Source organism: Streptomyces sp. NPDC034103 (assembly GCF_055575395.1).
The window spans coordinates 64,438-78,772 of the sequence record NZ_JBVISS010000003.1; the positions used below are offsets into that span (position 1 = coordinate 64,438).

General features: G+C 71.0%; 14 protein-coding genes. 4 read left to right on the forward strand and 10 right to left on the reverse strand.

The genetic code is table 11. The features are described 5' to 3' along the window. Positions 1–87: 87 nt before the first annotated feature. The 4 genes from hpt to dacB form a co-directional block, all read right to left on the reverse strand. On the reverse strand, positions 88–648 hold the full coding sequence (hpt, locus tag ACZ56U_RS06420) for a hypoxanthine phosphoribosyltransferase (RefSeq protein WP_391241869.1): 561 nt from the start codon (positions 646–648) through the stop codon (positions 88–90). Positions 649–718: 70 nt separating this feature from the next. After that, a complete protein-coding gene (tilS, locus tag ACZ56U_RS06425; RefSeq protein ID WP_469082912.1) occupies positions 719–1,744 on the reverse strand; it encodes a tRNA lysidine(34) synthetase TilS in 1,026 nt (341 codons plus the stop codon). Positions 1,745–1,959: 215 nt separating this feature from the next. Further along, a complete protein-coding gene (locus tag ACZ56U_RS06430) occupies positions 1,960–3,081 on the reverse strand; it encodes a zinc-dependent metalloprotease (RefSeq protein WP_469082913.1) in 1,122 nt (373 codons plus the stop codon). 143 nt (positions 3,082–3,224) lie between these two features. Further along, positions 3,225–4,670: a D-alanyl-D-alanine carboxypeptidase/D-alanyl-D-alanine endopeptidase gene (dacB, locus tag ACZ56U_RS06435; protein ID WP_469082914.1), complete on the reverse strand. Its 1,446-nt coding sequence runs from the start codon at positions 4,668–4,670 to the stop codon at positions 3,225–3,227. 211 nt (positions 4,671–4,881) lie between these two features. Between dacB and ACZ56U_RS06440 the strand changes: the two genes are divergently transcribed. Together ACZ56U_RS06440 and ACZ56U_RS06445 are read left to right on the forward strand one after the other, a co-directional pair. After that, positions 4,882–5,373 carry an inorganic diphosphatase gene (locus tag ACZ56U_RS06440; RefSeq protein WP_030942583.1) on the forward strand — a complete coding sequence of 164 codons (492 nt, stop codon included), beginning with the start codon at positions 4,882–4,884 and terminating at the stop codon, positions 5,371–5,373. Positions 5,374–5,483: 110 nt separating this feature from the next. Then, entirely contained in the window at positions 5,484–7,148 is a 1,665-nt protein-coding gene (locus ACZ56U_RS06445) for a threonine/serine exporter family protein (RefSeq protein WP_469082915.1), read from the forward strand. 31 nt (positions 7,149–7,179) lie between these two features. On the opposite strand, the gene ACZ56U_RS06450 is transcribed toward ACZ56U_RS06445, so the two are convergent. Beyond that, on the reverse strand, positions 7,180–8,151 hold the full coding sequence (locus ACZ56U_RS06450) for a DedA family protein (RefSeq protein WP_469082916.1): 972 nt from the start codon (positions 8,149–8,151) through the stop codon (positions 7,180–7,182). Between the two features lie 131 nt (positions 8,152–8,282). Between ACZ56U_RS06450 and ACZ56U_RS06455 the strand changes: the two genes are divergently transcribed. Continuing rightward, positions 8,283–8,648 (forward strand): YbjQ family protein, encoded by a 366-nt coding sequence (locus tag ACZ56U_RS06455; protein ID WP_469082917.1) that lies wholly within the window; start codon positions 8,283–8,285, stop codon positions 8,646–8,648. 33 nt (positions 8,649–8,681) lie between these two features. Here ACZ56U_RS06455 and ACZ56U_RS06460 read toward each other — a convergent pair whose 3' ends face one another. Then, positions 8,682–9,443: a MerR family transcriptional regulator gene (locus tag ACZ56U_RS06460; protein WP_469082918.1), complete on the reverse strand. Its 762-nt coding sequence runs from the start codon at positions 9,441–9,443 to the stop codon at positions 8,682–8,684. A 232-nt stretch (positions 9,444–9,675) separates the two neighbouring features. Between ACZ56U_RS06460 and ACZ56U_RS06465 the strand changes: the two genes are divergently transcribed. Further along, the gene (locus ACZ56U_RS06465) at positions 9,676–11,076 is read left to right on the forward strand and encodes a glutamate decarboxylase (protein ID WP_469082919.1); all 1,401 of its coding nucleotides are present in this window, start codon (positions 9,676–9,678) and stop codon (positions 11,074–11,076) included. Between the two features lie 48 nt (positions 11,077–11,124). Here the strand turns inward: ACZ56U_RS06465 and ACZ56U_RS06470 are convergent, their stop codons facing one another. From ACZ56U_RS06470 to ACZ56U_RS06485, 4 genes are all read right to left on the reverse strand, one after another. Continuing rightward, entirely contained in the window at positions 11,125–11,886 is a 762-nt protein-coding gene (locus ACZ56U_RS06470; RefSeq protein WP_469082920.1) for an ABC transporter permease, read from the reverse strand. Continuing rightward, positions 11,883–12,860 carry an ATP-binding cassette domain-containing protein gene (locus tag ACZ56U_RS06475; protein WP_469082921.1) on the reverse strand — a complete coding sequence of 326 codons (978 nt, stop codon included), beginning with the start codon at positions 12,858–12,860 and terminating at the stop codon, positions 11,883–11,885. Before ACZ56U_RS06475 ends, ACZ56U_RS06470 begins: the two co-directional genes overlap by 4 nt. A 107-nt stretch (positions 12,861–12,967) precedes the next feature. Next, positions 12,968–13,609, reverse strand: coding sequence for a PadR family transcriptional regulator (locus ACZ56U_RS06480; protein WP_469082922.1), 642 nt, complete (start codon positions 13,607–13,609; stop codon positions 12,968–12,970). A 25-nt stretch (positions 13,610–13,634) separates the two neighbouring features. Further along, the gene (locus ACZ56U_RS06485) at positions 13,635–14,183 is read right to left on the reverse strand and encodes a DinB family protein (protein ID WP_469082923.1); all 549 of its coding nucleotides are present in this window, start codon (positions 14,181–14,183) and stop codon (positions 13,635–13,637) included. Between the last annotated feature and the right edge of the window lie 152 nt (positions 14,184–14,335).

The window sequence follows — 14,335 nt, forward strand, 5'->3', positions numbered from 1 at the left end:
GGGAGAGCTGACGAACCCGTCTGCATGCTCCAACGGCGCGGGGCCCGCCGGGGTTCCCGATCTTCTGAGGAGGCTGGGCCCTTCGGGTCAGCCGCCGTAGACGTGGGGCGCGAGCGTACCGACGAACGGAAGGTTGCGGTACTTCTCGGCGAAGTCGAGGCCGTAGCCCACGACGAACTCGTTGGGGATGTCGAAGCCGACCCACTCGACGTCGATGGCGACCTTGGCGGCGTCCGGCTTGCGCAGCAGGGTGCACACCTTGAGGGTCTCCGGCTCCCGCGAGCCGAGGTTCGACAGCAGCCACGACAGGGTCAGCCCGGAGTCGATGATGTCCTCGACGATCAGGACGTGCTTGCCCTTGATGTCGGTGTCGAGATCCTTGAGGATCCGGACGACGCCCGAGGACTGGGTGCCCGCGCCGTACGACGACACGGCCATCCAGTCCATGGTGACGGGGGTGGACAGCGCCCGCGCGAGGTCGGCCATGACCATCACCGCGCCCTTGAGGACGCCGACGATGAGCAGGTCCTTGCCCGCGTACTCCGCGTCGATCTTCGCGGCGAGCTCCACGAGCTTCGCGTCGATCTCTTCCTTGGTGATGAGTACCTCTTTGAGGTCGGCACCCATGTCTTTCGCGTCCACCCGCATCACTTTCGGTCGTCCCACCGGCTGTCCGCCCCCGTGAGGAGGCGTTCCGCCCCGAGAGGGGCGTAAGGATTCAGCCTTGCCGAATCACCAGTCTGCCACCCTGACGCTGGGCGACGACCTTGCCGGGGAGATTGATGGCCCCCTGGCCGCGCCAGCCGGTGATCAGCCGGTCGATCTCCTCGATGTGCCGGGCGAAGAGCGAACCCGCGGGGGCGCCTGCCTCGATGGCGGCGCGGCGCAGGACACGGCGGCGTACGGCGGGCGGCAGGGCGTAGAGCTTGGCGCACTCCAGCAGGCCGGTGGCGTCCCGTACGGCGGCCTCGGCCTGCCCGGCCCAGGCGTCGAGGGCGTCGGCGTCGTCGCGGGAGAGCTGGGCCGTACGGGCGAGCGCCTCGACGACGCCCTTGCCGAGGGCCTTCTCCAGGGCGGGCAGGCCTTCGTGGCGCAGCCGGGAGCGCGTGTACGCCGGGTCGGCGTTGTGCGGGTCGTCCCAGACCGGGAGCGACTGGACCATGCAGGCCTTGCGGGCGGTCTGCCGGTCGAGCTGGAGGAAGGGGCGTCGGTAACGGCCGTCGGCCCCCGAGACCGCGGCCATTCCGGACAGGGAGCGGATGCCGGAGCCGCGGGCGAGGCCGAGCAGGACGGTTTCGGCCTGGTCGTCGCGGGTGTGGCCGAGGAGGACGGCGGCGGCGCCGTGGCGGACGGCGGCGGCGTCCAGGGCGGCGTAGCGGGCGTCGCGGGCGGCGGCTTCGGGCCCGCCCTCGCGACCGACGCTGACGGCGACGGACTCGACGGGGTCGAGGCCCAGTTCGCGCAGCCGCAGGGCGACTTCGTCGGCGCGCAGGTCGGAGCCGGGCTGCAGGCCGTGGTCGACGGTGACGCCGCCGGCGCGGATGCCGAGTTTGGGGGCCTCGAAGGCGAGGGCGGAGGCGAGTGCCATGGAGTCGGCGCCGCCGGAGCACGCCACGAGCACGAGCGGGGACGGCGGGCGCTCGTGCGGGGTGTCGCCGGGGGTACGGCTGTGGTCGTTGAGGATGTCGTGGAGGACGCGGCGGACCGCCAGGCGTATCGCCGCGACCGCAGGATGGGGACCCATGTCCGGTTCCCTTCATGAAGTTTTCGGGGGTGAGCCCGAGGTTCGGTCACTCAGAGTGTGTAGATGGTGACAGAACCGGGCCGTTCCCCGAGCATTGCACGCCTACCCACGACTCACGGTCCCTCGGACGGGTGATTGAAGGGGCGTTCGCCTGCCGTCGACCGGATTTCCTTCACGACCTTTCCGCGGGGTTCACGCCCCGGCCCCCGGAGTCACTACTCCGCCTTGCGGTGCACGCGTGTGATCCAGTCCGCCGGTTTGGCGATCTCCGACTTGGTCGGGAGGGTGTTGGGGGAGGTCCACACGCGGTTGAAGCCGTCCATGCCGACCTCGTTGACGACGGCCCGCACGAAGCGTTCGCCGTCGCGGTACTGCCGGAGCTTGGCGTCCAGGCCCAGCAGCTTGCGCAGGGCCATGTCGAGCCGGGAGGCGCCCTTGGCGCGGCGCTGCTGGAACTTCTCGCGGATCTCCTGGACGGTCGGCACGACCTCCGGGCCCACTCCGTCCATCACGAAGTCGGCGTGGCCCTCCAGGAGGGACATCACGGCGGTGAGCCGGCCGAGGATCTCCCGCTGGGCGGGCGTCTGCACGATCTCCACGAACGAGCGGCCGCCGTCGTCCTCCTCGCCCTCGGGACGCCCGCCGGCGAGGGACTGGGCCGCCTCCCGGACACGTTCCAGGACGGTCATGGGGTCGACCTCGGTCTCCCCCAGGAACGACTGGATCTCGCCCTCGAGGTGGTCGCGCAGCCAGGGCACCGCGGTGAACTGCGTGCGGTGCGTCTCCTCGTGCAGGGTCACCCACAGGCGGAAGTCGTGGGGCTGGACGTCGAGTTCGCGCTCCACGTGCACGATGTTCGGCGCGACCAGCAGCAGTCGGCCGCCGCCGTTGGCGCCGGCGGGGAACTCCCGGGAGGCCGGGGCGAAGGTCTCGTACTGGCCGAGGACGCGGGAGGACAGGAAGGACAGCAGCATGCCGAGTTCGACGCCGGTCACCTTGCCGCCGACGGCGCCGAGGACCGCGCCGCCCGGCGAGCCGCCGCGCCGTTCCTGCATCTTCTCGAGCAGCGGCTTCAGGAGTTCCCGGAAGCCGGCGACGTTCGCCTTGATCCAGCCCGCGCGGTCCACGACGAGGAGCGGGGTGTCGTGGGTCTCCTCGGTACCCATTCGGGTGAATCCGCGGACGTGTTCCTCCGAGGCCTTGGCGTGCCGGCGCAGCTCGGCGACGACAGCCCGGGCCTCGTCGCGGCTCACCTCCGGGCCCGGCCGCACGAGCCGGGTCGCGGTCGCCACCGCGAGATTCCAGTCGACCATCTCGGCACCACCGATGCTCGTCATGCGTCAACCGTACGTGAGCGTCCCCGCTTGGGGCAGGCCGCGGCGGTCGGTTGCCACTGCCGTCGACCGTGGGGTTCCCCGGGCCCCCTGCGCTCGCGGCGGCGCCACGGCGGGGTCGACGCCCCGGCCACCCGCCCCGCCGGTCAACCGCAGCCGCATGCCGCCAGAGCGGTGGCCGTGCGGTCCAGCGCCGACTGGGCCGCGTCCTTGCTCGTGGTGTCCGACGCCAGGAACGCGAACGCCAGCAGCCGGCCCTCCTGGTCCACGACCGTGCCCGCCAGGGCGTTCACGCCGGTCAGCGTGCCCGTCTTCGCCCGTACGACGCCGGCCGCGCCGTCGGCGTAGCGGGTGGCCAGGGTGCCGGTGAAGCCCGCGACGGGCAGGCCGGTGAGGACGGGACGGAGTTCGGGGTGGGCCGGGTCACCGGCCTTCACCAGCAGGGCCGTCAGGAGGTCCGCGGTCAGCCGGTCCTCGCGGTTCAGGCCGCTGCCGTCCTTGAAGGAGACGCCGGTGACCGGGAGTCGGAGCTTCTTCAGCTGCGCGCGGATCGCCTGGCCGCCGCCCGCGAAGTCGGCGCGCACCTTCGTCGCGACGGCCGTCTGGCGGGCCAGGGCCTCCGCGAGGTCGTTGTCGCTGTTGGTCAGCATGCGCTCGACCAGGGCGGACAGGGGCGGCGAGGAGACCTCGGCCAGCGTCTCGGCCCGGTCGGTCGCCTTGGACGGGCCGGGAGAGGTGGTCCGGACGCCCTTGTCCTTGAGGAAGCCGGCGAACTTGCGGGTCGCGTCCAGGGCCGGGTCGTCCACGCGGACCGCGGTGCCGCTGGTGGAGTCGTCGTTGCGGCCCTCGTCGGCCATGAGGGCGCTGACCGGGGCGAGGTTGGCGTCCTTGCCGATCGGGTGCAGCGCGGAGCCGGCGTACAGGGTCGTGTCGTACGAGAGCGTGACCTGCCGTACGCCGTCCTTCTTCAGGGCGGTGGCGGTCCGGGCGGCGAGGTCGCGCAGGCTCGCCAGGCCGTCGGCGTCCTCGCGGGCGGTGAGGGTGGGGTCGCCGCCGCCGACCAGGACGAGCTCCTTGGTGCCGGGTTCCAGGGCCGTGCGGGTGGTGAGGCGGTGGTCGGCGCCCATCGCGTGCAGGGCGGCGACCGCGGTGGCGATCTTCGTCGTCGAGGCGGGCGTGAGGGCGCGGTCGGCGTGGGAGCCGTAGAGGCTCTTGCCGGTGGCGACGTCGACGACCGCGCCCGAGCGGTTGCCGCCGAGCGCGGCGTCCTTCAGGAGCGGGCCGAGGACGTCGGCGAAGGCCGGTCCGTTCGGTGCCGACTTCACGGTGTTGCCGGCCCCGCCGAGGCCGGCGAGGACGGAGGCGGCGCTCGGCGCGGGCTCGGGTCCCGCCTGTGCCGTCCCGGAACCGCGACCGTGATCTGCGCCACCCGTGAGTCCGAGGGCGGCGGCCCGGTCCCGCTCGGCCGTACGCTGACCCGAGGAGTCCCAGGGCCCGGCGACGGTCACCGCGACGGCGGTCAGTGCCAGTCCGGCAGTGGCGGCTCCGGCCGTGTACTGCCAGGTCCTCGGCCTCGTGACCTGCGCTGACATGGCTCGGCCGAGTTGCCCGACCCGTGGCTTCGCGGCCGTCGCGACCCGTGCGAGACGGGGGCGTACGGCGTTCGCGAACCGCGCCACATGCGGTCTCGCGGCCCGCCAAGGCCTCAGTTCAGGCACGACCACCAGCCCCTTTCGCGATCACACACCGGCGTGAGGGACACTTAACCACCAGAACTATGTGCTGATCATGGAGGAGCCACCGGTGGAGTTCGACGTCACGATCGAGATCCCGAAGGGTTCGCGGAACAAGTACGAGGTGGACCACGAGACCGGTCGGATCCGCCTGGACCGTCGACTCTTCACCTCGACCGCCTACCCGACCGACTACGGCTTCGTCGAGAACACCCTCGGCGAGGACGGCGACCCGCTGGACGCGCTGGTCATTCTTGACGAGCCGACGTTCCCGGGCTGTCTCATCAAGTGCCGCGCGATCGGCATGTTCCGGATGACGGACGAGGCGGGCGGCGACGACAAGCTGCTGTGCGTCCCGGCGACGGACCCGCGGGTGGAGCACCTGCGTGACATCCACCACGTCTCGGAGTTCGACCGCCTGGAGATCCAGCACTTCTTCGAGGTCTACAAGGACCTGGAGCCCGGCAAGTCCGTAGAGGGCGCGAACTGGGTCGGGCGCGTGGACGCCGAGATCGAGATCGAGCGTTCCTACAAGCGCTTCAAGGAGTCCGGCGGCCACTGAGGTAGCTGCCGACTGCTGAGGCACCACGGGCCGCACGCACACGCGTGCGGCCCGTGGTGCGTCTGTGCGCATACTGGTGCGAACCGGAGGTGCGTCAACGGGAGCTGTGCGTGACGGAAGCGGAGGACCGCAAACCGCAATCGGACGAGGCGAGGAGTGTCTACGACCCCGAGATCACGTCCGAGTTCGCGATCCCTCAAGGGCTCGCCGTGCCCAGAGCGGTCGCGGAACCGGAGACGACCAGCGAGTTCGCCGTCCCGGACGGGTTGGACGTCCCGCAGGCGGCCTCGGTGGATTCCGAGGGGTCGGCGTTCAGTCCGCCGCGCACCTACAGCGCCAAGCAGGCGCCCGCGTTCACTCCGGCGACCGGCATACCCGTGGTCAGCCTGACCAAGGATGTGCCCTGGCAGGACCGGATGCGGACGATGCTGCGGATGTCGGTGACCGAGCGGCCCGCGCCGGAACCGCTGCACAAGGCGGAGGGTGAGGGGCCCGCCGTCCCGCGCGTGCTCGACATGACGCTGCGTATCGGCGAGCTGCTGCTCGCGGGCGGTGAGGGCGCCGAGGACGTGGAGGCGGCGATGTTCGCCGTGTGCCGCTCCTACGGCCTGGACCGCTGCGAGCCGAACGTCACCTTCACGCTGCTGTCGATCTCCTACCAGCCGTCGCTGGTGGACGACCCGGTGACGGCCTCCCGCACGGTACGGCGGCGCGGCACCGACTACACGCGGCTCGCGGCCGTGTTCCAGCTGGTGGACGACCTCAGCGACCCGGAGACGGCGATCTCGCTGGAGGAGGCCTACCGGCGGCTCGCGGAGATCCGCCGCAACCGGCATCCGTATCCCGGCTGGGTGCTGACCGGGGCGAGCGGGCTGCTCGCCGGTGCGGCCTCGGTGCTGGTCGGCGGTGATCTGATCGTGTTCGTCGCGGCCGCGCTGGGCGCGATGCTCGGCGACCGGCTGGCCTGGCTGTGCGCGGGACGCGGGCTGCCGGAGTTCTACCAGTTCACGGTCGCCGCGATGCCGCCGGCCGCGATAGGCGTCGCGCTGACGGTGGCCGGGGTCGATGTGAAGGCGTCGGCGGTCATCACCGGCGGGCTGTTCGCGCTGCTGCCCGGACGGGCGCTGGTGGCGGGTGTGCAGGACGGCCTGACGGGCTTCTACATCACCGCCTCGGCACGGCTGCTGGAGGTCATGTACTTCTTCGTCGGCATCGTCACGGGCGTGCTGATCGTCCTGTACTTCGGCGTGAGCCTCGGCGCCGAGCTGAACCCCGACGTCGTGCTGACCATCGAGGAGCGGCCGCTGTGGCAGATCGGCGCGTCGATGCTGCTGTCGCTGACCTTCGCGGTGCTGTTGCAGCAGGAGCGGTCGACGGTGCTGGCGGTCACCCTGAACGGCGGCGTCGCATGGTCGGTGTACGGCGCGATGTACTACGTCGGCGACATCTCACCGGTCGCCTCCACCGCGGTGGCGGCCGGGCTGGTGGGGCTGTTCGGGCAGCTGCTGTCCCGGTACCGGTTCGCCTCCGCGCTGCCGTACACGACCGCCGCGATCGGGCCCCTGCTCCCGGGTTCGGCCACGTACTTCGGGCTGCTGTCCATCGCGCAGAACGACGTGGACAAGGGGCTGGTCTCGTTGGCCACGGCGGCTTCCCTGGCCATGGCCATCGCGATCGGGGTGAACCTGGGGTCGGAGATCTCCCGGTTGTTCCTGAGGATCCCGGGCGGCTCCGCCGCGGGGCGCCGGGCGGCGAAGCGGACGCGGGGCTTCTGAGGACACCGGGCGCCCGCCGGCTGAGCGGGTGTCAGTAGCCCTGGTCGGGCGGGTACTGCTGGTTCTGCCGGCCGTAGCCCTGGGGGTACTGCTCGGCGTAGCCCTGCGGGTACTGCTGCTGGGCGTACGGCTGTTGCTGCTGGGGCTGCGGGGCGTAGTACTGGTCGTAGCCGTACTGCTGCTGGTCCTCGCCGTGCCCCTGGCCCTGACCCTGGCTCTGGCCCTGGCCGTGACCCTGCCCCTGGCCCTGGTTGTTCTGGTGGCCGTACTGCTGCTGGTACGGCGGCTGGTCGTCCGCGGGGATGCGGCGGAGCTGGGTCGTCGCGTCGTCCATGGGCGGGGGCTGGTAGGCCTGGGGGGCGGCCGGGCTCTCGGCTTGCGCCTTCTTCTTCTTGGAGCGCTCGCGGAGGTACTCGATGATGATCGGGACGACCGAGACGAGGACGATGAGGACGAGGATCGCCTCGACGTTCTGGTGGATGACGTCGATCTGACCGAGCCAGTACCCCGCGAGGGTGACGCCGGTGCCCCAGGCGACGCCACCGATGATGTTGTACGTGAGGAACGTGCGGTACTTCATACGGCCGGCGCCCGCCACGATGGGGGCGAAGGTGCGCACGATCGGCACGAAGCGGGCCAGGACGACCGCCTTGGGGCCGAACTTCTCCATGAACTCGTGGGCCTTGTCCAGGTTCTCCTGCTTGAAGAGCTTGGAGTTGGGCCGGTTGAAGAGCTTGGGGCCGAGGAACTTGCCGATCATGTAGCCGACCTGGTCACCGAGGACGGCCGCCAGCACGATCAGGAAGCAGACCAGCCACAGGGGCTGGCTGATGAACTCGCCCTGGGCCACGAAGAGACCCGCCGTGAACAGCAGGGAGTCGCCGGGCAGGAACGCGAACAGACCCGATTCCGCGAAGACGATCAGCAGGATGCCGGGCAGGCTGAACGTCTCGATCAGATAGTTCGGGCTGAGCCACTCGGGGGCGAGCGCGAGCGTGGTCACGGGTCTGTGGCTCCTGGTGTGGGGGACGGGCTGGGACTGGCTGCCCCAACGTATCAACGCAGCCGTCAGGGCCCAGGTTCCATGCGGTTTCCCAGGATGCACTCTGCCCTCGCCGGGGCAAAGCTGTGGGTATGGGCATCGAAGACTACGGCGGCGGGCAGGGCCCCCGGCCGGACGTGCTGGTCGTGACCACCAACGACGTACCCGGGCATCGGGTCCAGGAGGTGCTGGGCGAGGTGTTCGGGCTGACGGTCCGCTCCCGGCATCTGGGGAGCCAGATCGGCGCGGGGCTGAAGTCGATGATCGGGGGTGAGCTCAAGGGGCTCACCAAGACGCTCGTCGAGACCCGCAACCAGGCCATGGAGCGGCTCGTGGAGCAGGCACGCGCGCGGGGAGCCAACGCGGTGCTGATGTTCCGCTTCGACGTGACCGAGGCGGCGGACGTCGGCACGGAGGTGTGCGCCTACGGGACGGCCGTGATCCTGGCCCGGGAGTAGGCCCTCCCCCGGGGCTGCTCCCGGGCCGGGATCTCAGGAGGTGTGCCGGGCCGCGTTCGCGTCGATCGCGGCCCGCAGGTGCTCGGCCAGACCAGGGCGCATGGAGTCGTAGAACGCCTTGAAGCGCTCGTCGGACACGTACATCTCACCGAGGCCCCGGTGCATGTCGTACGGGCACTCGTAGAACCAGCCGCAGATGTGCTGCCGGTGCTCCTCGGCCATGTCCATGGCCACCTCGGAGGTCGGCGGTTCGCCGGCCTCCATCAGCGCGCCGTAGCGCTCGCTCCAGGCGGCCACCTCGGCCTGCATGCGTTTCCAGTCGTCCTTGGTGTAGCGCGCCGCGCGGCGCTGTGACTCGGCGTACGCCTCCGTGCCGCCCCAGCGCTGCTCCGCCTCCTCGGCGTACTGCTCGGGGTCCTTGTCACCGAAGACCTCGAACCGTTCCTCGGGGGTGAGGTTGATGCCCATCTTCCGTGCCTCCATGGCCTGCTCCACGGCCGCCGCCATCTTCCGCAGCTTCTCGATCCGGGCGGTCAGCAACTCGTGCTGGCGGCGCAGGTGCGCGCGCGGGTCCGTCTCCGGGTCGTCGAGCAGGGCGGCGACCTCCTCGAGCGGGAAGCCGAGCTCGCGGTAGAACAGGATCTGCTGCAGCCGGTCGAGGTCGGCGTCGCTGTAACGCCGGTGGCCCGCGTGGCTGCGCTCGCCGGGTACGAGCAGTCCGATGTCGTCGTAGTGGTGCAGCGTGCGCACCGTCACTCCGGCGAAACCGGCGACCTGTCCCACGGTATAGCTCACTTCGTCCGCTCCCTTCTCGGTACGTCCTCCACGCTGCTCCCTCACGCCACGTGAGGTGCAAGCCGGTTTCCGCCCCCGGGGCCAGGGGGTGGCCGCCCCTCCGGATGTCCCGCCCGTTTTGTCCGCTTATCGTGACCCCGTGGCCCAGGACACCGCACAGCAGGCGCCCACCGCCCCAGCCTCTCCCCACGGCACCCCGGTCCGCTGAATCCCACCCCCAAGGAGTCGATCGATGCCGCTCCACCAAGGCCCCGAGAGGCCCGACGAACGTCCGCTGTCCGTCAATCCCTTCTACGGGGAGGCCGACCCGGTCGCCGGCATGACCGAGGCCCCGCCCAAGCACCGGCTGCCGGACGGGCCCCTGCCGCCTTCCACGGCCTACCAGGTCGTCCACGACGAACTGATGCTGGACGGCAACTCCCGGCTCAACCTCGCCACCTTCGTCACCACCTGGATGGAGCCGCAGGCCGGGGTCCTGATGGGCGAGTGCCGGGACAAGAACATGATCGACAAGGACGAGTACCCGCGCACCGCCGAGTTGGAGCGGCGCTGTGTGGCGATCCTCGCCGACCTGTGGCACGCGCCCGACCCGTCGGCCGCCGTGGGCTGTTCGACGACCGGATCGAGTGAGGCCTGCATGCTCGCCGGGATGGCCCTCAAACGGCGGTGGAGCAAGCGGGACCCGAAACCCGGGGCCCGGCCGAACCTCGTGATGGGCGTCAACGTCCAGGTCTGCTGGGACAAGTTCTGCACCTTCTGGGAGGTGGAACCCCGGCTGGTCCCGATGGAGGGCGACCGCTTCCATCTCGACCCGCAGGCCGCCGCCGCGCTGTGCGACGAGAACACCATCGGCGTCGTCGGCATCCTCGGCTCCACCTTCGACGGCTCCTACGAGCCCATCGGCGACCTCTGCGCCGCCCTCGACGAACTCCACGAGCGCACCGGCCTCGACATCCCCGTGCATGTCGACGGCGCGTCCGGCGGCATGGTCGCCCCCTTCCTCGACGAGGACGTGTCCTGGGACTTCAGGCTGCCGAGGGTCGCCTCCATCAACACCTCCGGGCACAAGTACGGGCTCGTCTACCCGGGCGTCGGCTGGGCCCTGTGGCGCGACAAGGAGGCGCTGCCCGAGGAACTCGTCTTCCGGGTGAACTACCTCGGCGGCGACATGCCCACCTTCGCCCTCAACTTCTCCCGGCCCGGGGCCCAGGTCGTCGCGCAGTACTACACCTTCCTGCGGCTGGGCCGGGAGGGTTACCGGGCGGTGCAGCAGTCCACCCGGGACGTGGCCACGCGGCTCGCCGGACAGGTGGAGGCGCTCGGCGACTTCCGGCTGCTGACCCGCGGCGACCAGCTGCCGGTCTTCGCCTTCACGACCGGTCAGGACGTCACGGCGTACGACGTCTTCGACGTGTCCCGGCGACTGCGGGAGAGCGGCTGGCTGGTGCCGGCCTACACCTTCCCGCCGAACCGCGAGGACCTGTCCGTGCTGCGGGTGGTGTGCCGCAACGGCTTCACGGCCGACCTCGCCGAGCTGTTCGTGGAGGACCTGCGCCGTCTCCTGCCGGAACTGCGCCGCCAGCCGCATCCGCTGACGCGGGACAAGGGGGCGGCGACGGGCTTCCATCACTGAGCGAGCACCGTGAACCCTCGGCGGCCGCGAGCCCCCGGCCCCGCCCCCCTACTTGTTCAACGCCCCGAACCTCCGCACGGCCAGCGGGAAGAAGACCGCCACCAACGCCACCGGCCACGCCACCGCGGCCCACACATGCCCGGGTTCACCGCCGGGGCTCCCGAACAGGTCCCGTACGGCCGTGGCCGTCTGGGACATCGGGTTCCACTCCACGACCGCGCCCAGCCAGCCCGGCATGGAGTCCGGCGTCGCGAAGGCGTTGGAGAGGAAGCCCACCGGCCAGACCAGGATCTGCACGGCCTGCACCATCTCGGTCCTCCCGGCGACCATCGCCAGATGGATGCCGATCCAGAGCATGGCGAAGCGGAACAGCAGGAGCAGACCGACGGCGCCGAGGAAGCCAGCCACCCCGTCGTGCGCACGCCAGCCGAGCGCCGAGGCCGCGCCGATCATCACCGCGAGGCCCAGCGCCGACTGGAACATGTCGGCCACCGAACGCCCCACCAGCACCGCCCCGTTGGCCATCGGCATCGAGCGGAACCGGTCGATCACGCCCTTGTCGAGGTCCTGGGTGACGGCGACCATCGTGCCCTCCAGGCCGAAGGCCATGGTGAGCGCGAGCATGCCGGGGACGAGGTAGTCGACGTAGTCACCGCGCACGCCCCGGCCGCCACCAACCAGATAGGCGAACATCAGCAGCAACATCACGGGGAAGACCAGACCGACCACGATCCGCACCGGCTGCCGCGCCCAGTGGGCGAGTTCGCGCCGGGTCATGGTCCAGGAATCGGTCAGCGCGTACGTACTCACACGGCCTCCCTCAGGTCGCGGTGCCCGCCCGTGGCCCCGTCCGTGAGGTGCAGGAACACCTCGTCCAGCGTCGGCCGGCGCAGCGCCACGTCCTCCGCCTCGATACCGGCCCCCTCCAGCGCTCGTACGACCCCGGAGAGCGCCGCCATCCGGTCGGTGACCGGCGCGCTGAGCAGCCGGCGGTCGGTGTCGACCGAGACGCCCGCCCCACCGAGCGGCAACAGGGCGACCGCCGCGCCCAGTTGGCCCGCGTCCCGCAGGACGACATCGATGCGGTCGCCGCCCGTCAGGGCCTTCAGCTCGTCCGCCGTGCCGTCGGCGATCACCCGGCCGCCGTCGACGATCGAGATGCGGTCGGCGAGCTGGTCGGCCTCCTCCAGGTACTGCGTGGTGAGCAGCACCGTCGTACCGCCGCCGACGAGGGAGCGGACCGCGGACCACACCTCGGCGCGGCCGCGCGGGTCGAGTCCCGTGGTCGGTTCGTCCAGGAAGAGCACCTGCGGCTCGGTGATCAGGGAGGCCGCGAGGTCCAGACGGCGGCGCATGCCTCCGCTGTAGGAGCGGACCGGCTTGCGGCCGGTGTCCGTGAGCTCGAAGCGCGCGAGGAGTTCGTCGGCACGCGCACGTGCCCGGCGCGCGCCCAGGTGGTGGAGCCGGCCGAACATCTCCAGGTTCTGCCGGCCGCCGAGTTCCTCGTCGAGTGCCGCGTGCTGGCCCAGCAGGCCGATACGGAAGCGCACCTCGCGGGCCTGCCGTACGACGTCGCATCCCGCCACCTCGATGCGGCCCGCGTCCGGCCGCAGCAGGGTGGCCAGGATGCGGACCAGGGTCGTCTTGCCCGCGCCGTTGGGCCCCAGGACCGCGTGCACCGTCCCGCGCCCCACCAGGAGGTCGAGACCGTCCAGGGCGTTCTTCCCGGCCGTACCGCCATACCTCTTGCGTGCCCCTTCGACGATGATCGCCGCGTCGGCCACTGGCCCTCCTTCACTAGTCAAACTTGACTACCAGCCTGGAGGTTAATACCCGGGCCCTCGATTAGTCAAACTTGAATAGTGCTGTTATCGGTGACCGGCGTCCCCGCTCAGCGGGCGTCCTCCGGATGCCGCTCCCCCGTCGCGTACGGGTTCTCCTGGTCGTCGGCGAGGACGCCGACGAACGGCTCGCCCTCGCCCGCGAAGGTGTAGGCGCCGCCCTCGATCCGGGCGATCGTCCCCTCGGTCCACTCGGCCTCCGCGTCGGCCGTGTGGACCCAGAGGTTCATGATCTCGCCGATGTGGCCGAGCTGCTCCGGGCCCTGCTCGGGGATGTAGTGCTCCAGGACCGCCGAGCGCCACTCCTTAATCCGCCGGATCCGCTCCTTGAGCAGGGCGACCGCCTCGGCCCGCGGCAGGTCGACGATGAAGCCGATGGCCGCGGACTTCATGTCCGTCTTCTGGTCGTACGAGGTCAGCGCCTCGCGCAGCAGCCGCAGGAACTCCTCGGTGCCGGCCTCGGTGATCTCGTACTCCGTGCGCGGCGGCCCGCCCGCGGTGGACGGCGCGATCTCGTGCGCGAGCAGCAGCCCTTGCTTCGCCATCTGTTTCAGGGCGTGGTAGATCGAACCGGGCTTGGCGTTGGACCACTCGTGCGCGCCCCAGTACTCCAGGTCGTTGCGCACCTGGTAGCCGTGGGCCCGCCCGTGCTGGCGCACCGCGCCCAGCACGAGGAGACGGATCGCTGACATGCCGTCCAGGGTAGGCCGCGCGGCCTCACCCCCAGTCGCTGCCCTGCTCTTTCGCGACCAGCGCGAAGGCGGTCGCCCCGTCCAGGGACTCGCGGACGATGTCGGCGTGGCCGGAGTGCCGGGCCGTCTCGCGGATCAGGTGGAGGACCAGCCAGCGCATCGAGACCTGCTCGTCCGGCGGGAACCAGGGGTCGTTCGGCAGCGGGAAGGTGTCGTCGAGGCTGGGCACCGCGCGGATGAACGCCTCCGTCTCGGCGGCGACCTCCTCCCAGTACGCGAGCTGCTGCGCCACGGTCTCGCCGTCGACCAGCGTGAAGCACTCGTGCCAGTTCGACTCGTCGCGCTTCACCGCGGGGGCCTCGCCCCTGGCCCGTGCGATCCAGCCCTGCTCGGTCTCGGCGACATGCTTGAGCAGGCCCGACAGGGACAGCTCGCTCGCGCTGGGCTTGGTGGCGGCCTGTTCGTCGGTCAGCCCCAGCAGGGACCGCCGGATGCCGCCGCGCTGCTCCTCCAGGAAGGAGAGCAGTGCGCCGCGCTCGTCGCCGTGTGCCTCGGCTCGCACGTGAGTGACCATGACCGGCCGCCTTTCGTCGGAATCAGCTGGCTTTGCCTGACATCTACGAAGGTAGAGGGGCTTGCGGTCAGCTCCTGTCCTCAACGGACCGAGCACTCGAAGGCTCGCGGAAAAGCGGCGAGGCCGGCGCCGCGGCCCCCTGGGGGGCGGGC

What these genes read in the sequence shown, in the direction of transcription:
- ACZ56U_RS06430 (WP_469082913.1), bottom strand. Translation starts at nt 3,081, where the DNA reads ATGACGAGCATCGGTGGTGCCGAGATGGTCGACTGGAATCTCGCGGTG.
- dacB (WP_469082914.1), bottom strand. Translation starts at nt 4,670, where the DNA reads ATGTCAGCGCAGGTCACGAGGCCGAGGACCTGGCAGTACACGGCCGGA.
- hpt (WP_391241869.1), bottom strand. Translation starts at nt 648, where the DNA reads ATGCGGGTGGACGCGAAAGACATGGGTGCCGACCTCAAAGAGGTACTC.
- tilS (WP_469082912.1), bottom strand. Translation starts at nt 1,744, where the DNA reads ATGGGTCCCCATCCTGCGGTCGCGGCGATACGCCTGGCGGTCCGCCGC.
- ACZ56U_RS06485 (WP_469082923.1), bottom strand. Translation starts at nt 14,183, where the DNA reads ATGGTCACTCACGTGCGAGCCGAGGCACACGGCGACGAGCGCGGCGCA.
- ACZ56U_RS06465 (WP_469082919.1), top strand. Translation starts at nt 9,676, where the DNA reads ATGCCGCTCCACCAAGGCCCCGAGAGGCCCGACGAACGTCCGCTGTCC.
- ACZ56U_RS06480 (WP_469082922.1), bottom strand. Translation starts at nt 13,609, where the DNA reads ATGTCAGCGATCCGTCTCCTCGTGCTGGGCGCGGTGCGCCAGCACGGG.
- ACZ56U_RS06455 (WP_469082917.1), top strand. Translation starts at nt 8,283, where the DNA reads ATGGGCATCGAAGACTACGGCGGCGGGCAGGGCCCCCGGCCGGACGTG.